The organism is Kamptonema sp. UHCC 0994 (assembly GCF_029167235.1).
GTDB lineage: Bacteria > Cyanobacteriota > Cyanobacteriia > Cyanobacteriales > Microcoleaceae > Kamptonema.
The window spans coordinates 1-18,393 of the sequence record NZ_JARFTR010000162.1; the positions used below are offsets into that span (position 1 = coordinate 1).

Annotated in this window: 21 protein-coding genes; 9 read left to right on the top strand and 12 right to left on the bottom strand. The window is 41.7% G+C overall.

Features of this window, described 5'->3' with window-relative positions; genetic code table 11:
• Positions 1-137: 137 nt before the first annotated feature.
• Positions 138-1,676: a DEAD/DEAH box helicase family protein gene (locus PY364_RS15335; protein WP_275523796.1), complete on the bottom strand. Its 1,539-nt coding sequence runs from the start codon at positions 1,674-1,676 to the stop codon at positions 138-140.
• Between the two features lie 159 nt (positions 1,677-1,835).
• Positions 1,836-2,102, bottom strand: a complete 267-nt coding sequence (locus PY364_RS15340) for a hypothetical protein (protein WP_275523798.1) — start codon at positions 2,100-2,102, stop codon at positions 1,836-1,838.
• A 546-nt stretch (positions 2,103-2,648) separates the two neighbouring features.
• Between PY364_RS15340 and rodA the strand changes: the two genes are divergently transcribed.
• Positions 2,649-3,902 carry a rod shape-determining protein RodA gene (gene rodA / locus PY364_RS15345; protein WP_275523800.1) on the top strand — a complete coding sequence of 418 codons (1,254 nt, stop codon included), beginning with the start codon at positions 2,649-2,651 and terminating at the stop codon, positions 3,900-3,902.
• A 118-nt stretch (positions 3,903-4,020) separates the two neighbouring features.
• Here the strand turns inward: rodA and PY364_RS15350 are convergent, their stop codons facing one another.
• The 3 genes from PY364_RS15350 to PY364_RS15360 form a co-directional block, all read right to left on the bottom strand.
• On the bottom strand, positions 4,021-5,046 hold the full coding sequence (locus PY364_RS15350) for a glycoside hydrolase family protein (protein WP_275523802.1): 1,026 nt from the start codon (positions 5,044-5,046) through the stop codon (positions 4,021-4,023).
• Positions 5,047-5,074: 28 nt separating this feature from the next.
• Positions 5,075-5,206, bottom strand: coding sequence for a hypothetical protein (locus tag PY364_RS15355; protein WP_275523803.1), 132 nt, complete (start codon positions 5,204-5,206; stop codon positions 5,075-5,077).
• Between the two features lie 78 nt (positions 5,207-5,284).
• Positions 5,285-5,485, bottom strand: a complete 201-nt coding sequence (locus tag PY364_RS15360; protein WP_275523804.1) for a hypothetical protein — start codon at positions 5,483-5,485, stop codon at positions 5,285-5,287.
• 176 nt (positions 5,486-5,661) lie between these two features.
• Here PY364_RS15360 and PY364_RS15365 point away from each other — a divergent pair, with 176 nt between their 5' ends.
• Positions 5,662-6,420, top strand: coding sequence for an ATP-binding cassette domain-containing protein (locus PY364_RS15365; protein ID WP_275523805.1), 759 nt, complete (start codon positions 5,662-5,664; stop codon positions 6,418-6,420).
• Between the two features lie 42 nt (positions 6,421-6,462).
• Positions 6,463-7,101 (top strand): ABC transporter permease, encoded by a 639-nt coding sequence (locus PY364_RS15370; protein WP_275523806.1) that lies wholly within the window; start codon positions 6,463-6,465, stop codon positions 7,099-7,101.
• Between the two features lie 29 nt (positions 7,102-7,130).
• Here PY364_RS15370 and PY364_RS15375 read toward each other — a convergent pair whose 3' ends face one another.
• Positions 7,131-7,724: a DUF1802 family protein gene (locus PY364_RS15375; RefSeq protein ID WP_275523808.1), complete on the bottom strand. Its 594-nt coding sequence runs from the start codon at positions 7,722-7,724 to the stop codon at positions 7,131-7,133.
• Between the two features lie 161 nt (positions 7,725-7,885).
• On the opposite strand from PY364_RS15375, the gene PY364_RS15380 reads away from it, so the two are divergent.
• Complete coding sequence (locus PY364_RS15380; RefSeq protein ID WP_275523810.1) at positions 7,886-8,845, top strand: aldo/keto reductase; 960 nt, start codon at positions 7,886-7,888, stop codon at positions 8,843-8,845.
• A 77-nt stretch (positions 8,846-8,922) separates the two neighbouring features.
• Positions 8,923-10,791 carry a serine/threonine-protein kinase gene (locus PY364_RS15385; RefSeq protein WP_275523812.1) on the top strand — a complete coding sequence of 623 codons (1,869 nt, stop codon included), beginning with the start codon at positions 8,923-8,925 and terminating at the stop codon, positions 10,789-10,791.
• A gap of 18 nt (positions 10,792-10,809) precedes the next feature.
• Here the strand turns inward: PY364_RS15385 and PY364_RS15390 are convergent, their stop codons facing one another.
• Positions 10,810-11,448 carry a Uma2 family endonuclease gene (locus tag PY364_RS15390; RefSeq protein WP_275523814.1) on the bottom strand — a complete coding sequence of 213 codons (639 nt, stop codon included), beginning with the start codon at positions 11,446-11,448 and terminating at the stop codon, positions 10,810-10,812.
• Positions 11,449-11,504: 56 nt separating this feature from the next.
• Positions 11,505-12,014 (bottom strand): hypothetical protein, encoded by a 510-nt coding sequence (locus tag PY364_RS15395; protein WP_275523816.1) that lies wholly within the window; start codon positions 12,012-12,014, stop codon positions 11,505-11,507.
• A 174-nt stretch (positions 12,015-12,188) separates the two neighbouring features.
• Between PY364_RS15395 and PY364_RS15400 the strand changes: the two genes are divergently transcribed.
• From PY364_RS15400 to PY364_RS15415, 4 genes are all read left to right on the top strand, one after another.
• Entirely contained in the window at positions 12,189-12,473 is a 285-nt protein-coding gene (locus tag PY364_RS15400) for a hypothetical protein (RefSeq protein WP_275523818.1), read from the top strand.
• Between the two features lie 156 nt (positions 12,474-12,629).
• Complete coding sequence (locus PY364_RS15405; protein WP_275523819.1) at positions 12,630-12,797, top strand: type II toxin-antitoxin system HicB family antitoxin; 168 nt, start codon at positions 12,630-12,632, stop codon at positions 12,795-12,797.
• Positions 12,798-12,864: 67 nt separating this feature from the next.
• The gene (locus PY364_RS15410; RefSeq protein WP_275523821.1) at positions 12,865-13,224 is read left to right on the top strand and encodes a hypothetical protein; all 360 of its coding nucleotides are present in this window, start codon (positions 12,865-12,867) and stop codon (positions 13,222-13,224) included.
• Complete coding sequence (locus tag PY364_RS15415) at positions 13,224-13,625, top strand: HNH endonuclease (protein ID WP_275523823.1); 402 nt, start codon at positions 13,224-13,226, stop codon at positions 13,623-13,625. Before PY364_RS15410 ends, PY364_RS15415 begins: the two co-directional genes overlap by 1 nt.
• A 36-nt stretch (positions 13,626-13,661) precedes the next feature.
• On the opposite strand, the gene PY364_RS15420 is transcribed toward PY364_RS15415, so the two are convergent.
• The 4 genes from PY364_RS15420 to PY364_RS15435 form a co-directional block, all read right to left on the bottom strand.
• Positions 13,662-14,597, bottom strand: coding sequence for a branched-chain amino acid ABC transporter permease (locus tag PY364_RS15420; RefSeq protein ID WP_275523824.1), 936 nt, complete (start codon positions 14,595-14,597; stop codon positions 13,662-13,664).
• Between the two features lie 136 nt (positions 14,598-14,733).
• A complete protein-coding gene (locus PY364_RS15425) occupies positions 14,734-15,684 on the bottom strand; it encodes a branched-chain amino acid ABC transporter permease (RefSeq protein WP_275523826.1) in 951 nt (316 codons plus the stop codon).
• Positions 15,685-15,709: 25 nt separating this feature from the next.
• Positions 15,710-16,903, bottom strand: coding sequence for a DUF2252 family protein (locus tag PY364_RS15430; RefSeq protein ID WP_275523828.1), 1,194 nt, complete (start codon positions 16,901-16,903; stop codon positions 15,710-15,712).
• A 31-nt stretch (positions 16,904-16,934) separates the two neighbouring features.
• The gene (locus tag PY364_RS15435; RefSeq protein WP_275523830.1) at positions 16,935-18,188 is read right to left on the bottom strand and encodes an ABC transporter substrate-binding protein; all 1,254 of its coding nucleotides are present in this window, start codon (positions 18,186-18,188) and stop codon (positions 16,935-16,937) included.
• Between the last annotated feature and the right edge of the window lie 205 nt (positions 18,189-18,393).

Consider the following 18,393-nt stretch of genomic DNA (forward strand, 5'->3'; position numbering starts at 1 on the left):
ATGTTAGGACTTACGCAAAACTATCCGTAACGCCGCCATCCTGGCGGTATTCTTACCGCCAGGATGGCGGCGTTACAATCGTGCGTAAGTCTTATAAGTGTAAGATTATAACATGAGATGATACTAATTAGTAATCCTCAATCTTGAGTTTCCTCATTATTTTCTCCCCATTTTGACGGAGTTTCAGCGGCTAACTTAGTAGTGGGTTGATTTAAACCGTAGATAATTGTTGGCTTAATAAATTCTAATTGCTCATATTCTGGTTTTTCTTGTTCTTTTTCTTTAGATTTTTTAGGTTTTTCAGGTTTGCTTTCCCCCCGCCGCCGCTGAGAAGTCCTTTCTTCACTGGTGTTTTCTGTAACTACTTCATAGAGAATTGCTAACTTGTTTTCATCATTTCCTTTACGAAGGACTCGCCCTAAACGTTGTATATATTCTCGTTCGCTTCCTGTCCCCGATAAAATAATAGCTATTCTCGCATCTGGAACATCAACACCTTCATTCAAAACGTGAGAAGCAATTAAAGTTTTATATTCGCCGCTACGAAATTGGGTAAGGATTTTATGGCGTTCTTTGACTGGTGTTTGATGGGTAATACTGGGGATTAAAAATTCTTGGGAAACGCGGTAAACAGTGGCGTTATCAGCGGTAAAAATTAGAGTGCGATGGGGGTAATGTTGGGCAAGTAAGCCGGCCAAAACTCTGATTTTTCCATCTGTACAAAGAGAGATTTCTTTAGCTTCGCGGTGTGCTAACATGGCTCGACGACCAAGAGGCGATCGCGCACTCATCATCACAAAGTTTTTCCAACCTTCAAGGCTGGATAGCTTAATATTTGATTGTTTTAAGAATTCGTTACGAATTTTAATCAGTTCTTGGTAGCGATCGCCCTCTTCCTTTGATAATTTGACCATGATCTGAACTATCTTATGTTCAGCTAAAGCGCCCCCTGCGAGTTGTTCGGGCGTGCGACTGAAAACTGTAGGGCCGATCAGGGCGTTGAGGTCGCTGTGACGGCCATCGGAACGATCGGGCGTTGCTGTTAACCCAAGGCGGAAGGGTGCGATCGCATACTCAGCGATCGCTCGATAAAAGTCAGTCGGTAAGTGATGACACTCATCAAAAACTAGCAAACCATATTTATTACCCAAAGTTTCAGCGTGAATGGTTGCACTGTCATAAGTTGCGACAAGAATTGGTGTTTTATCCCGCGAACCACCACCGAGCAATCCGATTTCAATATCGGGAAAAGCTGACCTTAAATTAGCATACCACTGGTGCATTAAATCCAGAGTTGGCACTACAATTAAGCTACTGCGACCAGTTGCTTGCATCGCTAATTGTGCGAGATAAGTTTTGCCCGATGCCGTAGGAAGTACCACAACGCCTTTACTACCCGCTTGTTGCCAAGCTGCTAAGGCTTCTTCTTGATGCTGATAGGGCGGCATTTCAACGCTGGGGACGAGTTCTAGTTGTTGATAGCCCTTTGCGTCGTCAGTGTAGTTAAGTCGTTCGGCTTGCAACGCTTCTAGCAGAGGGCGGTAGTGAATAGCCGGAATCCGAAATTTTTCTACGCGATCGTCCCATGTGGCAAAGTCCACCCAGGCTTTGCCTCTGGGTGGTGGATGCAGGAGTAGAGTACCGCGATCGAATGTTAAGGTAGGCGTGCGAGGCATCGGCTAAAGGATTTATTAATGCCTCTGTTATTTTAATTGTTAACGGTTAACTGTTAACCGTTAACCGTTAACTGTTAACAAATCACAAGAGTTTGATGGGTTTCACAAAGCGCTCTATCCATCCTACAAATAATTTTGTTTCTTACTTTGACACTGAATCTAGATCGGAGTACAAAATTCATTGATGCCAAGTAGAATTTCGCCATAGTCAGGAATCCAAGCTAGCCATTTATCCTCAGAATATTGGCACAGAAGCCAAGCTTCATCAAAGCTGAAGGCTGTCGGAGGGTTAAATAATTTGACCCAGGTGGAAGGAGCAAACTTTGGTGAAGCTGAGGTAGAGCGATCGCAAAATTTATCCCACACGCCTGCGTTTGCAATACTTGCTGGCGGTTGCCAAGCGCGAATATCTGATTGAAGTTTCATAATTAATCCTTATGGGGCGAACGGGCTGCGCCAAGGTGAGGTTGTAGGCTTCAACACAAAGTGAAGGCGCAGAAAATTAATTCTGTAATTTATGATACAGATTTTTTAGGGATAACGTGAGTGCTTGTCTCAAAACTTTACAATATGGCAGAGGGCAGGAGGCAGAGGCAATCAAAGAGGGTTTTAGCAGGTGCACCTTTCGTCGGTTAAGACTTACGTAACGCCGCCCTCTGGGCGGTTAAGACTTACTGGGCGGTAGCTTCGTAACGCCGCCCTCTGGGCGGTTAGAATACCGCCTAGAAGGCGGCGTTACGGATATATGTCCTAATGGTCTTGGTGACTGTTATATATTCTTATTGGCAGAAACTCCCGCAAACCAAAAATCCGATTCCCCAGGCCAGCCGGAACCACCGCGCCCAAGTCTGAATAATTTAAACTAAAATCTACAATCGTCTAGATTGAGGATAGTTGGCGGTACTCAAAAACTTTCAAATTAACCAAAGCGCCTAATAATCTAAAATCTAAAATCTAAAATCTAAAATCTTCATGTTGAACAAACTACTGGTTAGAAATCGCTGGAAATCCATCATCCAGCCTTGGCAGGAAGTAGACCTATCACTATTCTTAGCCTGTATCGGTTTGACCGTGTTCGGGGGGATAATGATTCACAGCGTCGAATTAAACCAAGGGCGCATCGACTGGTGGCGGCACTGGGCCACCGGCGGCGTGGGTTTGGTACTGGCAATTTTAATCGCCCGCTGCCGGTACGAGATGCTGATTCAGTGGAAATGGATCATTTATGCCTTCATTAATTTTTCACTAATCGCAGTGCGTGCGATCGGTATCACAGCTTTGGGGGCACAGAGGTGGATTAACATTGGTGGCTTTCACGTTCAACCCTCAGAATTTGCCAAAGTAGGGGTGATTATCACCTTAGCAGCCCTTCTGCAAGCGCGACCTTCCCCATCTCTTGGGGATATGTTGAAGATGCTAGCAGTAGTTTCTGTACCTTGGGCGTTGGTGTTGTCGGAACCTAATTTAGGAACTTCGCTGGTATTCGGTGCGATCGCAATGGGAATGCTTTATTGGGGTAATGTGAATCCCGGCTGGCTAATCTTGCTAGTATCTCCGATTATCTCCGCCCTCCTCAACAACATATTTTTACCCACTTGGTTATTCTGGGTAGTTGGCATGGGTTTGATCGCTTGGCGGACATTACCCTGGCATTGGTTAACAGCACCTACTGCTGTAGCGGTAAATGTGATTTCTGGTCAGGTCGGACACTTCTATTGGAATCTGTTAAAAGACTATCAAAAAACTAGACTGACGGGATTTTTAGACCCAGAGAAAGACCCTTTGGGCAGTGGATATCACCTGATCCAATCTCGTATTGCTATTGGTTCCGGGGGAGTACACGGGCGGGGACTGTTTCATGGAACTCAAACTCAACTTAACTTCATTCCCGAACAACATACAGACTTCATTTTCTCAGCTATTGGTGAAGAACTTGGCTTTATTGGTTGTATTTTTGTATTAGGGCTTTTCTGGTTTATTTGCTTGCGTTTGGTGATTATTGCTCAAACTGCCAAAGACAACTTTGGTTCTTTGTTGGCGATTGGAATGCTGGCAATGTTAGTCTTTCAGGTGTTTGTAAATATTGGTATGAACATCGGTTTAGCTCCTGTTACTGGGATTCCGCTGCCTTTTCTCAGTTATGGAAATGCGGCACTACTAAGTAATTTTATTGCTCTGGGACTGGTGGAATCTGTGGCAAATCATCGGCAGAGGTTGAAGTTTTAATAATTGTTAATTGTTAACTGTTAACTGTTAACTGTTAACTGGTAATACCAAATCTGAGTAAAATATCCCCGTTATTTCTTAGTCCGCGCAGGCGGACTTCGTTTTTGTAGTAGCGATTTCAATCGCCGAAGGATAGTTGAGAACTTTCCAACCTATCCTGATAAACTTGTTTGAGTTTAGGCATCGACTTTTCCAGAGAACCGTTACCGAAACGCCGCAAAGACGGCCACACAGGAGTAACTTTGGTCGCGGCTACCTCAAATCTACCCGCCTTAACATCCTGTAAAGCACCTTTTTCGCGAATTAATTCTAAAGCCACGCGGTTTTGATTAGCGGGAGTGAAATCCCTGATGCCAAGTTTTTTGGCAAAGCGATCCCATGTTGGGCTGAGAAACTGATATCGGCCCGCAGCGTCTGAACAAAGTTTTTTTCCGTAACTACGACTGCATTTCACTTGTCTGGGATGGTCGCGGAAACTAGAAAATTGAGTACCTGTATACTGAGTTCGGTAGCCATTGGGGCTGTTTGTACCTTCTGCTACAGCTATAGTGTGTAGAAAAGCTTTAGTGCGGTCAAGATAAAGGGGAGATCCTGTTTTCACAGATGAATTGACTGTCACGACTTCTTTCTTGCGATCGGAGGAATGAATTGACTTTAGCTGTTCCCCATCTTTTTTGACAAGAGAGCCTTGGGTGAGAGAAACTTGACCTAAGAGTGGTGGAGTCATCAAACCCAAGGTAAAGAATAAGCCAACGCACAAACTCCACGAACACCCGAAACCAACAGGGGAACTTAGAAATTTTGCCAAATGCGATCGCATCTTCTGCCTATGAGTTGACCCTGCTTGCCAGGGAACTTTGGGTAACATCCCAGTTTTGCTACCATAAGTGAGGAGAGACTTGACTGCTGATAATTTCTGCTTGCAGCTTTGGGATGGAAGTTTCCTCCTTTTCAAGCAAATTGCGAAGGCTCTAATATCGCCCGGAGTGACTTGTGCCAAAGGTTTTCCTGCAAACAGGCGGAATTCGTTAGCCGCCAGCCAGCAAGAGCGCTGAATATCTGGATTTTTCCGTTGCACCCATAGGTGAATTAATTCTATGTCAGAACTGTAATGCGGTTGGCTGTCCAGATGTTGTGCGTACATCGGATATCTCCTCACAAGCAATCAAAAATTAAACAATGTATAAACCTCTAAGCGATGCAAGCATTTTGCAGACTTGAGTATGAGCTGAATTATTTAGACGGTAGGCGATCGTTTCTGGGTGAGCGATCGTTGTTGTGGCCTGGAGACGGAATAAAGGCATAGGGGGAGAGAGGTATAGGGGGGGGAATACCTCATCGTTAATCCTCATACTAAGCGGTCACTCCGTCAAGCTTTTGTGTCAATTTCTCTCAGTTGTGAGGCGATGCCTCTCCAACTGAAGCAAGTTTCGGCACACTTGCTGGCATTTCACCCCAAAAGGTTGCACCAAGTTATACAGCACTTTCCAGGTAAGTGAAGTACAGAGAAACCGGGTTTCTTGAATAAAACCGATTTCTGGCGAGAATGAGAGAAGAAACCCGGTTTCTGGGGTGTACTTCATAAACCTGGAATCCGCTGTATCAACTAACAAGCAGTCAACTGACTCAGCAAAGACTACTAAAACTACTTTGGCTACTTAGGAAATTGCCTATAATACTCAGCTAATTATTGCAAAATTAAATTAACTAAATCAATTATAGTAAATTTATGGCTAGTATTACAACCTGTACAATTTTTATGTTATCAAATAATGAGATCGCTGTCGAATGTCTAGATGTTACTTATCGCCTAAACCGACGATCTTTAGTAGATAAACTCAACTTTAAAGTAGTAAAAGGAGAAATTTTAGTATTGCTAGGACGCAGTGGCAGCGGTAAAACCACTACAATGAAACTGATTAACAATTTACTGACACCCACTAATGGCGAAGTGATTGTATTAGGAAAACTGACAACACAGTGGAACCCAATCCAACTGAGGCGACGAATAGGTTATGTAATTCAGGAAATTGGCTTGTTTCCCCATTTCACCGTTGAGCAAAATATTGGTTTAGTGCCAAAACTAGAAGGTTGGGAACGCGATCGCATTTTATCTCGTGTCCATCAAATGTTAGGATTGGTTGGGCTAGACTCTCAACTATTTGCCAAACGCTATCCCCATCAACTCTCCGGTGGACAAAGGCAGCGAGTTGGTGTTGCCAGATCGCTTGCTGCCGATCCTCCTATACTATTAATGGATGAACCTTTTGGTGCTCTAGACCCCATTACTCGCCTAGAATTGCAGCGAGAATTTCGCCAATTACAACAGCAATTAGGCAAAACCGTGATTTTTGTCACCCATGACATTCAAGAAGCATTTTTTCTAGCTTCTAGAATTGGCTTAATGCAAGATGGAGGCTTAGTAGAATTGAATGCACCTGGTGAATTTCTAAAATCCCAACAACCGGAAGCTCGCGCTTTTATTGAGTGTTTGCAATTAGCTTCTAATAGCAATTAGCAATGAGCTATTACCAATTACCAATTACCAATTACCAAATGAATGAATGAATTTATAAATCGCTATGGCGCTGAAATAATTCAGCACAGCATCGAACACTTAATCTTAGTGTCAACTTCAATTTTTATAGCTGTATTAATTGGTATTCCTCTCGGCATCTTAGTCACTCGAAAGCCTGAATTTAGTCAGCCAATTTTAGGCTTTGCAAATATAATGCAAACTATCCCTAGTTTAGCATTATTTGGCTTGTTAATTCCTGTTCCTGTTGTCGGGGGGATAGGAGCACGGACAGCAATTATTGCTCTCACTCTCTATTCATTAATGCCGATTATCCGCAATACTTATACTGGAATAGTAGGTGTAGATCCCGCTATTCGCGAAGCTGGACGTGGCATGGGAATGACCGATTGGGAACTTTTATTTCAGGTAGAAATTCCCTTAGCAATGGGTGTTATTTTAGCTGGGGTTAGAGTGGCCACCGTGTTTGCCATTGGCTTAGCAACAATTGCTGCTGCTATCGCCGCAGGAGGGTTAGGAGTATTTATTTTTAGAGGTGTTGCTACGGGAAATAATCAGTTACTTTTTGCGGGTGCAATTCCAGCAGCACTGATGGCATTAGCTGCTGATTTTGCTCTGGGTTGGATTGAGTTATATCTCAATAAAACGCAAATCAACAAATAAAATCTTAGGGTGTTTAACTTAATTAAAATCTAGTTTTCTAAAGATAAAAAATTCTGTGGATTTGCAATAGCATTGCGAATTTCATTTGCTTTTTGAATGTACTCTCGATCGCTTAAAACAGGTCTAGAATCATCAATAGCAATTGGTTCAGCTAAATCAATCCACGAGCGACAGCCTCCATATTCATGACGATAGAGGATTTCCTGGGGTTCGGCTAAATGATAAGTTCTTAGTAATAAGATATAAATAGGCTGACTAGATTTCCATTGGAGGCGATCGTTGACAAATTTTTCATTCCAAATATGATAAGGAAATAAAGCCTCGATTGCAGGTTCGCAAGCAAGTAAAAAAGCATCAGTAATCTTAGCCCAAGTAGCAATTCTAATGGTTTCAGGATGCCAACCTGATTCTACAACTTTCACCTGACTCGCATACTCAGGTTTTAGCAAATCTGGCTGTTGGTGTTCAAAAGTTGGATATAGCAAAACCTGCTTGTAATTTACCTTGAAATGTCCCCCCTGTTCGCGGATACCGCCTTTTCGCAACAGGACAATTGTTTTGCCATTTTCTAAGGCATTAACGGCAACATCCCATTCTTTGAGAGTGCTAGCAGTTGATTCCATACTATTTTACCTCTGACTTTTAAAGTTATTTGTAATGCCGCAATCTTGATGATATTTGATAGCGGTATTACCGTCAATAATGCAAAAATGTTATGTTTTTATCTTAATATTGTTGCATAATATGTAATGGTAAGGGTAGCAATCAAACTCAGGAGGTCAATATGGAAACGCGACAACTAGGCACATCTGGAATTGCCATCACTCCAATTATTATGGGGACTTGGCAAGCTGGTAAGGGGATGTGGGTAGGAATAGAGGATTCTGAGACAATTAAAGCCATACGAGCAGCTTTTGAGGCTGGGATTACCACCATTGACACGGCTGAGGTTTACGGTGAAGGACATTCTGAGCAAATTGTAGCGCAAGCCTTGTCTGATGTACGCGATCGCGCCGTATATGCGACGAAAGTTTTTGCTAACCATCTGAAATATGACCAAGTAATAGAAGCGTGCGATCGCTCTCTCAAAAACCTCAATACTGATTATATCGACCTTTATCAAATCCATTGGCCATCGGGTAACTGGAATAGTGAATTAGTTCCCATAGAAGAAACTATGAGCGCCCTTAACAAATTAAAAGAACAAGGTAAAATTAGAGCGATCGGTGTTTCTAATTTTGACAGTGTTCAAATCGAAGAAGCTGCAAAGTATGGACGTATTGATAGTTTACAGCCTCCTTATTCTCTATTCTGGCGATGGGTTGAAAAAGAAACAATGCCCTACTGTGTGGAAAATAATATCACCATAATTGCTTATTCTTCTCTAGCTCAGGGGATATTGACAGGGAAATTTGGAGCAGATCATAAGTTTGAAGAAGGCGATCATAGAGCGAAAAGTAAGCTATTTAAGCCAGAAAATTATGCGCGGGTACAGTTAGCACTAAATCAATTACGCCCAATCGCGGAAAGACATCAAGTAAGCTTGGGGAATTTGGCTTTAGCCTGGTTAATTGCCCAACCTCAAACTAATGCAATTGTCGGTGCGAGAAATGTTGAACAATCAGTAGAAAATGCCAAGGCTGCTGAGATTACATTGAGTGTAGAAGAACTCAAAGAAATTGACACAATTGGTCTAACTGTCACCGATCGTTTGGATGAAAACCCCGTTATGTGGGAATTTTAATCGTAACGCCGCCCTCTGGGCGGTATTTGAACTGCCCAGAGGGCGGCGTTACAAAGTAAAATATAATCAATAATCCTATGAGTTACTGTTTAAATCCTGATTGCCAGAAGCCACAAAATCCCACCAAAGTTAAACTTTGCCAAACTTGCCGATCGAAACTACTACTAAAAGACAGATATCGCGCCCTCAAACCCATTGGACAAGGTGGTTTTGGCAGAACTTTTTTAGCAATTGACGAAGACAAACCATCTAAACCTCGCTGCGTAATCAAACAGTTTTTACCAGTAGAAAACCACGTTAGTGGAAATAATTCCAAGAAAGCATCAGAACTATTTGAACAAGAATCAAAACGCCTCGATCAATTAGGAAAACATTCTCAAATCCCAGAACTTCTCGCTTATACTACTCAAAACAATCGCCAGTATTTAGTACAGGAATTTATAGACGGCTATAATTTAGCTCAAGTCATACAAACAGAAGGAACATTCAATGAGACTCAGATTCGCAACTTACTAAATAGTTTATTACCTCTGCTTCATTTTATCCATAGTCATAATGTTATTCATCGAGATATTAAGCCAGAAAATATTATTCGTCGCCAAAATGGAGAATTAGTTTTAGTCGATTTTGGTGCAGCTAAATTTGCCACAGGTACAGCCTTATTGAAAACAGGAACAAGTATTGGCAGCCCCGAATATATTGCCCCGGAACAAGCGAGAGGTAAGACAGTTTTTGCTAGTGATTTATATAGTTTAGGAGTAACTTGTATTTATTTATTAACTCAAGTTTCGCCCTTCGATCTTTTTGATCCTGGTGAAAATACCTGGATTTGGAGACAATATTTAGTAAATAATGAAATCACCGATGAACTAGGAAAAATTCTCGATAAAATGATTAAAAATGCGACTAATCACCGCTATCAATCCGCCGCCGAAGTATTAAAAGACTTGAATCCTCAAGCTGCAACTAAGTTAAAAACTCCACAATTAATTACTAATTCGCAAGTAATTACTAAACAAATTACAGAGGATAAAGTTATCACTCAAAATCAGCCAAAAATACAAAAATGGAAATGTACTCACACCCTTGTCGGCCATAAAAACTTAGTTTATTCTGTGGCTTTTAGTCCAGATGAAGATATTATCGCCAGTGGTAGCGATGACAAGACTATTAAGCTTTGGCAATTAAAAGATGGGCAAGAAATTTGCACTCTTAATGGGCACAATAACTCAGTTTACTGTGTGGCTTTTAGTCCTGATGGTAAAAATATTGCTAGTAGTAGCCACGATAAAACGATTAGACTTTGGCAAGTTAACAACGGTCAAGAAATTTGTACTTTCACGGGTCATACTAATTCAGTTTACTCAGTAGTTTTTAGCCTTAATGGGGAGTTAATTGCTAGTAGTAGTTGGGATAGAAGCGTAAAAATTTGGCGGGTGAAAGATGGTCAAGAAATTCGTACTTTAACGGGTCATACTAATTTAGTTTATTCTGTGGTTTTTAGCCCCGATGGGGAGTTAATTGCTAGTAGTAGTTGGGATAAAACCATTAAAATTTGGCAAGTGAAAGATGGGAAGCTACTTCGCACTATTACCAGTCATAAAGATTGTGTGCGCTGCGTGGCTTTTAGTCCTAATGGCGAGTTTTTTGCTAGTGGTAGCCATGATAATACTATTAAGCTTTGGTGGGTGAAAGATTGGCAGGAAGTATTGACAATTAGTGGGCATTCTTGGTATATTGATTCTATTGCTTTTAACCCCGATGGAGAATTTTTAGCGAGTAGTAGTAATCAGGTTATTAAGATTTGGCGGGTGAAAGATGGTCAAGAAGTTTGTAATTTGAATGGCCATGCTAATTCAGTTTATTCTGTGGCTTTTAGTCCTGATGGGGAATATTTGGCGAGTGGGAGTAGTGATAAGACAATTAAGCTTTGGCGGTGTGATTGATGGGATGGTAGAAGTAATTTAATTATCTTTCTCTAATTTTTGTCGTAATTCTCGAATTACCATACTTGTACTGCGATCGCGTGACATTTGCCAGCATTCTTCTACAATTTCTGATACATTAAAATTGGGGAAATAACGGCTGGTTAAACTTTCGATGTATCGGTCATCTTGCCAGGAGTAAATTATTAACCTATTCTTTTTAAATAGCCACACTTCAGGGATTTGATAAGGTAAATAATCATTTACATCGGTGTAGCTAGTTACATCGACTTCGATTACTAAATCTGGCGGCGGTTCAATACCCCAAGCAATTCGATCTTTGCCCATAATTGCGGCGCAATTATCAATATAAAAACAATAGTCTGGTTCAATTCCTCTTACCTTTGGCAAATCAATTGTAATTGGGGTAAATGCTTCATAATCTCGCCCTAATAAATCTAGCAAAACTATTGCTACTATTGCAATAATATGAGCTTGTTTTCCATGTACGGGTAAAGGGGACATTAATAGAATTTCTCCTGGTCGATATTTGATGCGTGGAATTGAACGATCTCCTAATTGTTGTACGAGTGTTTGGTAATCTTGCCAGTTTCCCGGTAATTTTACAACTGTTCCGGGTGGTAAGTGGATTTTTTCTGGGGCGATGATTGCGAACATGAAATTTATACCTCCTGACTGATTATATGCGTTTTCAATCACTAAAAAGCTATTTATTAATCTATCTGCCTAACTGTCTCCAATGCTAACCCTACTACCTCTGAAATTTGCTCATCGCTCAAGCCCAACTGCCGTAATTTACCAACCATTTCAATTTTAACTTGATTAGTGCCGTCCTGGTAGTCAGGAGTCGGAGGCTGACTTTTATCTGAGGTAGTATTGGGTATTTCTGAGCAAGCATTGATATAGTTAGTTGTGTTGCTATGACCAAAATTAGTATTGTTGCGATCGCCCAAATTTATATTCAGATTTAATTGCCGTTCTAGGACAGATTTAAGATTATATTTATCCACTGGTTCATCAAAAACATCAGATAACATTTGCAAAAGCTTGTAACCTATATCCTTAGCGTGACCTGCACTGCAACCGTAAGTATCTGCAATATCAGAATATTTTTGTCGCTTTAGTATTCCCTCGATAATTTTACGCTGCAAGTCATTGAGATGTTTGCCTGTCTTCGCGCAGACTACTTCATCAACAAATTGCAAGATATCGGGAGTGGTCATCAGTAGCGTTGTCAGAGAACTATAATTAGTATAGCCGACTTTATCGGTCTTTATCCGTCTTTATCCGCTTTTCATCCCAATTTTAGAAATACCCGTCTTTATCCGTCTTTTTTCCCTTTGCAGTTTTGAGCGATCGGTCTATAAATGGATAGATGCGAATGTTTAGGTGACAAGATGAATAAATTACTGAAATTTACAATGTGCCTTGCTGCGGCTACGTTACCCCAAGTTTTTACTCTTGGATTTATTAATGATGCTCAAGCTCTAGTTAATCGCTCAGATCTGAATGGCTTACTACTCGCGCATCCTAATAATAATAAAGTCTACTGGATTGATGAAGGAAAACGACGGTGGATTGCAGGTCCAAAAGCTTTTGAACGTAACTTTGTTCTAAAAGCGGTAACACCTATATCTTGTCCGGCTTTGGCGAGCATCCCAGACGGTAGACCTATCCGATAGGTTGCCCACCTTTATGGAAGTTCTAACGGTGAAGACGCTATTGCTCACTAGAGCGATCGCACTTCGTCACCTATTTATCTCCTTACCAGACAACAGGAGATCAGGGGGTGGAGGCGAGCGCCCCTTACTTTTTTATCGATAGGCGAGCGATAAGAGGTGTGGATTGTTGAATATCCTAGTATACCTGGCTGTGTCAGTCAAGGTCAGACCAAAGAAGAGGCACTCTTGAATATTAAAGATGCGATCGCGGCTTGTCTCCAAGTTCGTGCAGAACGGGGTTTCCCGCTTACCGTAGAAACACATCAGGTAGATGTTGTAGCATAATATCGTTAGGAAAACAGTATCGCCAGTCAAGGTTATAATTAATTAAGTAATTAACTGTGAACCAGATATGACTACAGTAGCTATCCTACCTGTATTTAATGCCAACGGTGATAAATCTTATCGTGCTATTGCCGGCGATCGGCAGTTTGTTGGCAAAACAGCGGGTCAAGCTTTAGATGGTTTGACTACTTTGTTAGGCGAAACAAACTTCAGCGCCTTACTAATCATTCAAAGCTTTAACCCTGACGAATTATTTACTACCGAACAACAAAAACAATTATCGGAATTAATGAACTTGTGGCGTGCAGCACGCGATCGCGGACAAACCCTTTCTTCCACACAAAAAGCAGAATTAGAAAGTCTTGTCGAAGCTGAACTTAAAGCTGCTACAGTTCGGACATCGGCGCTGGTAAAACAATTAAGTTAATGAACCCTTACTACACTCTAGTAGCCGATCGCGCTGCTCATTGCTGCGAATATTGTCGCGCTCCTGAAATTGTATTTAACTTCCCTTTTGAGGTTGAACATATCGTTCCACTTTATCGAGGTGGCAATGCTCAAATGTCAAACCTCGCATTAGCTTGTCGCTCTTGTAACCTCCGTAAAGGTACTAACATCAGTGGACTTGATTCTACCTCTAACACAGAAGTTTCCCTTTTTCACCCCAGACAAGATAGGTGGGATGAGCATTTTCAAGTGGAAACCGAATTTGGTACAATTATCGGAATAACACCTACAGGTAGAGTAACAGTTGCAAGTTTGGAAATGAACTCTCAGGCACAGTTAATAGCGCGACAATTATGGATTCGTTTAGGTTTATTTCCATAAGCAGCCTAATTTAGTTACTTTCTGAAAAATTAAATTTTAAACAGAACCGCGATCGCCCCTCCTCCACCGCTTAAACAACTCCGGCGTAACCAACCCTTGAGGAAAAAAAATCGTCCCCAAAACAATCAACAACCCAAAAATAATTAACCGCCCATCCCGCAAAAATTGCGCCAACCAAATAGGTAAACCCGCTGTAGCCGCCAGCGCCCTCAAAACCTCCGGCAAAGCCGTAAACACCATCCCCCCCAACACAGGCCCTAAAAACGTTCTATTTCCACCAATTAACACCGAAGTTAAATAAATAATACTAGCATCAAAAGTACCTTGACGAGCATTCCAAGTATTCAGAAAATGAGCACTAATCGCGCCTACCATCCCCGCCAAAATTGCCCCCAAAGTAAAAGCTAAAACCTTATAAAAAGTCGGATTAATCCCAATCGCATCAGCCACCAATTCATCAGCACGAATAGCTGCAAAAGCACGCCCAACACGGATACGTTCGAGGCGATAAAGCAGCGACATACTTACTAACAGTAAAGGCACTGCAACCCACAAATACTCAATCGGCGTGCTAAAAGGTTGAGGAATCCCAAAAATCCCCACCGCACCCCCAGTTATATCCAAATTTAGCGATAAAACCCGCAGAATTTCCACAAAAGCAATCGTCGCAATTGCCAAATAAATTCCCCGTAATCGCAACGCGGGAACCCCGACAACAATCCCCAATAAACCAGTAACAATTCCCGCAATTAACATTTCTAAAAATAGCAATGGCAAAGGAAATAAATCACCTTTCTGCTTAAAAACCGTAGTAGAAAGAATGGCTGAAATATAACCACCTAAAGCATAAAAACCAGGACTAGCTAAAGACAATTGCCCAGTCATCAGCGGCAAATACAGCGACAACCCAAGCATTGCCCCTAACAGCATTGAAACAATTAAAAACCCGTAAGTAGCAAAAAAATTAGCCATTTATAATGTATTTGTTATTTGTTATTTGTTAACTGTTATTTATTAACTGTTAACTGGTGATTTTGATCAAACTTCCTTCTTCCTTCTTCCTTCTTCCCTCTTCCCTCTTCCCTCTTCCTTCTTCCTTCTTCCTTCTCTAAACCTTCTGAATAAACCGCCGCCCCAACAAACCCTGCGGCCTCACCAAAAGCATAACAAACAATATAGCAAAAGCCGCAGCATCCTTATAAGCAGAAAAATCCGCAGGCACAAAAGCCTCCACCAAACCAATCACAAAACCCCCTAAAACCGCCCCTGGAATACTCCCTAACCCCCCAAGCACAATTACCGCCAAACCCTTCAAACCAAAAACAATCCCAAAATATGGCCCCGCAATACTCACACTAGAACCCACCAAACTCCCAGCTAAACCAGCCAAAAAACTACTCACAAAAAATGTCAAAACAATATACCTATCAGTATCAATCCCCAATAAACTAGCAGTAGTAGCATCTTCAGCCACAGCCTGCATCGCTTTACCAAACTTAGTAAAATTTATCAGATAAGTCAAAATAGCCACAATCACCATACAAACCCCAAAAATCACCACTTGCACGGTGCGAATTGGAATTGGTTTATCAAGCGTACCAAAATTAATTGCTACTGGTAAACTACCATAAATATTAGCAGGAAAAGTGTAAATCTCAGCCCCAACTAGATATTGAATAATATTAGAAATGGCGACAGCCACCCCCAAACTAGAAACCACCGTCAACAGCGGGTCAGATTGTCGCCGGCGTAACGGTTGAAAAGCCACCCGTTCAATCATCACCCCAACCAAACCCGCCATAATACTACCAACCATTAAAGCCGCAAAAAAAGGTAATTGGATAGGTGCTTTCGCATTAGCTAATAACCCATTAAAACCAAAAGTACCGCCCATTAAAGTATATGTAAAATATGCCCCCAGCGTAAATACAGCACCGTGAGCAAAATTGATAATTCCTAGAATAGAAAAAACCAGCGTGTAGCCCAAAGCAAAAATAGCATACACGCTGCCAATCGACAAACCGTTGAGGAATTGTTGAATAAATTGGGTGATGTCCACATTCCCTCTTTTACATCGCAGATTTTTATTTAGTAATTGCCGCAGAAAATTCTTGATAATCTGCTTCTACTTTGTTAAAATATGCTTGAGCATAATCCAACAAAGAGCTATGCCATTGAGAAGCATTTTCCGCCCAATAAATTAGCTCATCTGCAATCGCAGAACCTTGACGGCCGCTACTGCGTAACTGATTCCAAGCAGTAATTTCTCCCATAGTTTTCAATACCTTTTCTAACCGCCTTAACTTCCCATTCCACCGATCCAAACTTACCTTATCTTGAGTAGGCTGTAACCCCCGCAAAACAAATGGTTCACCCTCCATTTCCACTGCTGAAACCCAAGCTTGAGGCATGGCTTCCATTCGCTTTTGGATAGCGACAATTCTCTCAGCATCATTAGCCCATTTAGGTTGTGACAGATTCAAATAAGGTGCAAGAGAAGACGGGGTTGCTTGTTTTATATCCAGTAAATAATTACCATCAGGAGAACCCTTGCCTTCAACTAAAATTACATAACGCTTTACCCCCAAACTGCCAGTCCCAGCAATTCGTGTTCCGACATCTAACACCTTAAAAAAATCTGGATTGTTCTGCTTAGCCGCCCAATTTTTTATCAGAGATTGAACTGATGATTCCTCCTTTGAGGATACAGCAGCAGTACGTTTATTATCAATAATAAAACGACGTTTGCCTTTTTTCTCTTCCGTTCGCCGATCCAAAAAATCTTTCCTACGGCGTAGTTTCAAACTCTCTAATAAATCTGCAACCATACCCTCAGCAGTTGCCGCCTCGACAGTGCGAGCAGTTCCTAATGCCAAAGCACCAGTGTAAGCTTTTAGAAAACAATGGCACAAAGCAATGGCATCCGATTGATTAACTCCTAATGTATCCGCACCGACTAAAATGCTAGTAAGAAAACGAGCTATTTCCCAAGTAGCAGGAGCCAAAGCTCCTTCATCAAAATCGTTGACATCGAAATAAACTAAGCGATTATCACCCTTGTAGCTGCCAAAATTTTCTAGATGCAAATCACCACATACCCAGACCGGCGGCGCATCATTCAGCGGGGAATTTATAGGCCAATCTTCGTAGAATAAATGACAAGTTCCACGAAAAAAGACAAAACTATTGGCACCCATTGCTGTGTATTTCAATAATAAACGCTCTGGGTTGCGTCCTTTATTAAATTCCTTAATTCGCTCTAGTACCTTATCAGTCATACTTTTTATTCCTTGATTGTGTCCTCTTTGCTTACTTCAAGAATACGAACTTCCCATTAACTCCATCCGCATCCATTTTAATCTGTGCCACGTAAAAAGCTTTCTGATTAATTTCACCTTCAGGCGTGAAAGAAATTTCACCCAAAGGCGTGTCATACTTGCCAATCAACAACTGTGAATTTAAGTTGGTACGTAAATCGGCTAAAGGCTGAGTAGTAACCTTTGACTTAGCATTTACCGCCTTTAATGCCTCAACAAAAACCATAACTCCCGTAAAAGCTTGAGCACTAAATTGAGGCGGTTCTTTCTTGAATTGGCCACGATAAGCCTCACGAAACGCCTTGTTAACTTCATTTTCATGCTCAGGGCTATAAGCTTGAGCAATCAAAACACCATCACAAAGCGCCTTACATACTGACAACACATTGGAAGTATTTAAACCATTACCACCAATAATAATGCCTTTGTAACCCAATTCTCTCAACTGTTTAATCAAATTTCCACCATCAGCAGCCAACCCAGAAATAATAATTAAATCCGGTTGTATATTAATCGCATTAGTCGCTTGAGATTGGAAGTCAGTATCAGTAGTCAAGAATTTTTGCACCGTTGCCAATTCTAGGCCTTTATCTTTGACAGTCTTCTGAAAAGTTTCCGTCTCCGACTTACTAAAAGCATCATTCTGAGCAAAAAACACAGCTACTTTTTTAATCTTGGGATTTTGCTTCATAGCTGCCTCAACAGCATTTGGAGCCACCACCGCCACAGGTGCGGATACGCGAGCTATATATTCACCAATTTGGGGAATACCTTTGGCTGTATTCGAGGGGGCTAACACTGGCACCTTAGCGCGTTCAGCAATTGGATCAGCGCTAAAAGCTTGTTGGGAAAGGGTTGGGCCGACAATACCCACCACTTTATCCTGGTTGATTAGGGTTTGAAAAGCATTGATTGCCCCCTGTTCATCGCCGCCCGTGTCTTGGAAGACCAATTTAATTGGTGTCCCATCAATCCCACCCTTGTCATTGAAATACTTTTCGGCAATTTTCGCCCCAGCAACTTCCTCCTGACCCAGTAAAGCGACGTTACTGGTTTGGGCCACCCCAATCCCAATGGGAATAGCGGCTAAAGTCCCCGCAGACGAAGCTGTAGGTGAAGCGGCGCTAGATGGCGAAGTCGTGGAAGATGCTGTCGGCGTTTGGGTAGTGTTGGTCTGACCGCAGGCGATTAGCAGCGAAGCGCAGGTAACGAACAAGGTAAAGGGACGAGCAGTAGGTTGTCTCATAAGCTGGCGGTAAAACATATATATGTATCTCGCAATTTTACCTAGCCAGGGTCAAATGATTAATCAGAATTTAAGTAGAGTCTGGTTAAAGGGTAAAAAAGCAGAAATGCAGAGATTGCTTAGTTCAAATCCCAGTCAGCTCAGCAGGCAGAACCCTTACAGGGCAAGCTTCAAAAAAAAGTCAAAAAAACTTTGCCAAAACGCT

Excerpts from the sequence above, each read along its gene's own strand:
- PY364_RS15435 (WP_275523830.1), bottom strand. The coding sequence starts at position 18,188 with ATGAGACAACCTACTGCTCGTCCCTTTACCTTGTTCGTTACCTGCGCT.
- PY364_RS15390 (WP_275523814.1), bottom strand. The coding sequence starts at position 11,448 with ATGTTCGCAATCATCGCCCCAGAAAAAATCCACTTACCACCCGGAACA.
- PY364_RS15365 (WP_275523805.1), top strand. The coding sequence starts at position 5,662 with ATGTTATCAAATAATGAGATCGCTGTCGAATGTCTAGATGTTACTTAT.
- PY364_RS15360 (WP_275523804.1), bottom strand. The coding sequence starts at position 5,485 with ATGAAGTACACCCCAGAAACCGGGTTTCTTCTCTCATTCTCGCCAGAA.
- PY364_RS15350 (WP_275523802.1), bottom strand. The coding sequence starts at position 5,046 with ATGTACGCACAACATCTGGACAGCCAACCGCATTACAGTTCTGACATA.
- PY364_RS15395 (WP_275523816.1), bottom strand. The coding sequence starts at position 12,014 with ATGACCACTCCCGATATCTTGCAATTTGTTGATGAAGTAGTCTGCGCG.
- PY364_RS15370 (WP_275523806.1), top strand. The coding sequence starts at position 6,463 with ATGAATGAATTTATAAATCGCTATGGCGCTGAAATAATTCAGCACAGC.
- PY364_RS15340 (WP_275523798.1), bottom strand. The coding sequence starts at position 2,102 with ATGAAACTTCAATCAGATATTCGCGCTTGGCAACCGCCAGCAAGTATT.
- PY364_RS15380 (WP_275523810.1), top strand. The coding sequence starts at position 7,886 with ATGGAAACGCGACAACTAGGCACATCTGGAATTGCCATCACTCCAATT.
- PY364_RS15415 (WP_275523823.1), top strand. The coding sequence starts at position 13,224 with ATGAACCCTTACTACACTCTAGTAGCCGATCGCGCTGCTCATTGCTGC.
- rodA (WP_275523800.1), top strand. The coding sequence starts at position 2,649 with ATGTTGAACAAACTACTGGTTAGAAATCGCTGGAAATCCATCATCCAG.
- PY364_RS15335 (WP_275523796.1), bottom strand. The coding sequence starts at position 1,676 with ATGCCTCGCACGCCTACCTTAACATTCGATCGCGGTACTCTACTCCTG.
- PY364_RS15400 (WP_275523818.1), top strand. The coding sequence starts at position 12,189 with ATGAATAAATTACTGAAATTTACAATGTGCCTTGCTGCGGCTACGTTA.
- PY364_RS15430 (WP_275523828.1), bottom strand. The coding sequence starts at position 16,903 with ATGACTGATAAGGTACTAGAGCGAATTAAGGAATTTAATAAAGGACGC.
- PY364_RS15375 (WP_275523808.1), bottom strand. The coding sequence starts at position 7,724 with ATGGAATCAACTGCTAGCACTCTCAAAGAATGGGATGTTGCCGTTAAT.
- PY364_RS15385 (WP_275523812.1), top strand. The coding sequence starts at position 8,923 with ATGAGTTACTGTTTAAATCCTGATTGCCAGAAGCCACAAAATCCCACC.
- PY364_RS15355 (WP_275523803.1), bottom strand. The coding sequence starts at position 5,206 with ATGCCTTTATTCCGTCTCCAGGCCACAACAACGATCGCTCACCCAGAA.
- PY364_RS15410 (WP_275523821.1), top strand. The coding sequence starts at position 12,865 with ATGACTACAGTAGCTATCCTACCTGTATTTAATGCCAACGGTGATAAA.
- PY364_RS15420 (WP_275523824.1), bottom strand. The coding sequence starts at position 14,597 with ATGGCTAATTTTTTTGCTACTTACGGGTTTTTAATTGTTTCAATGCTG.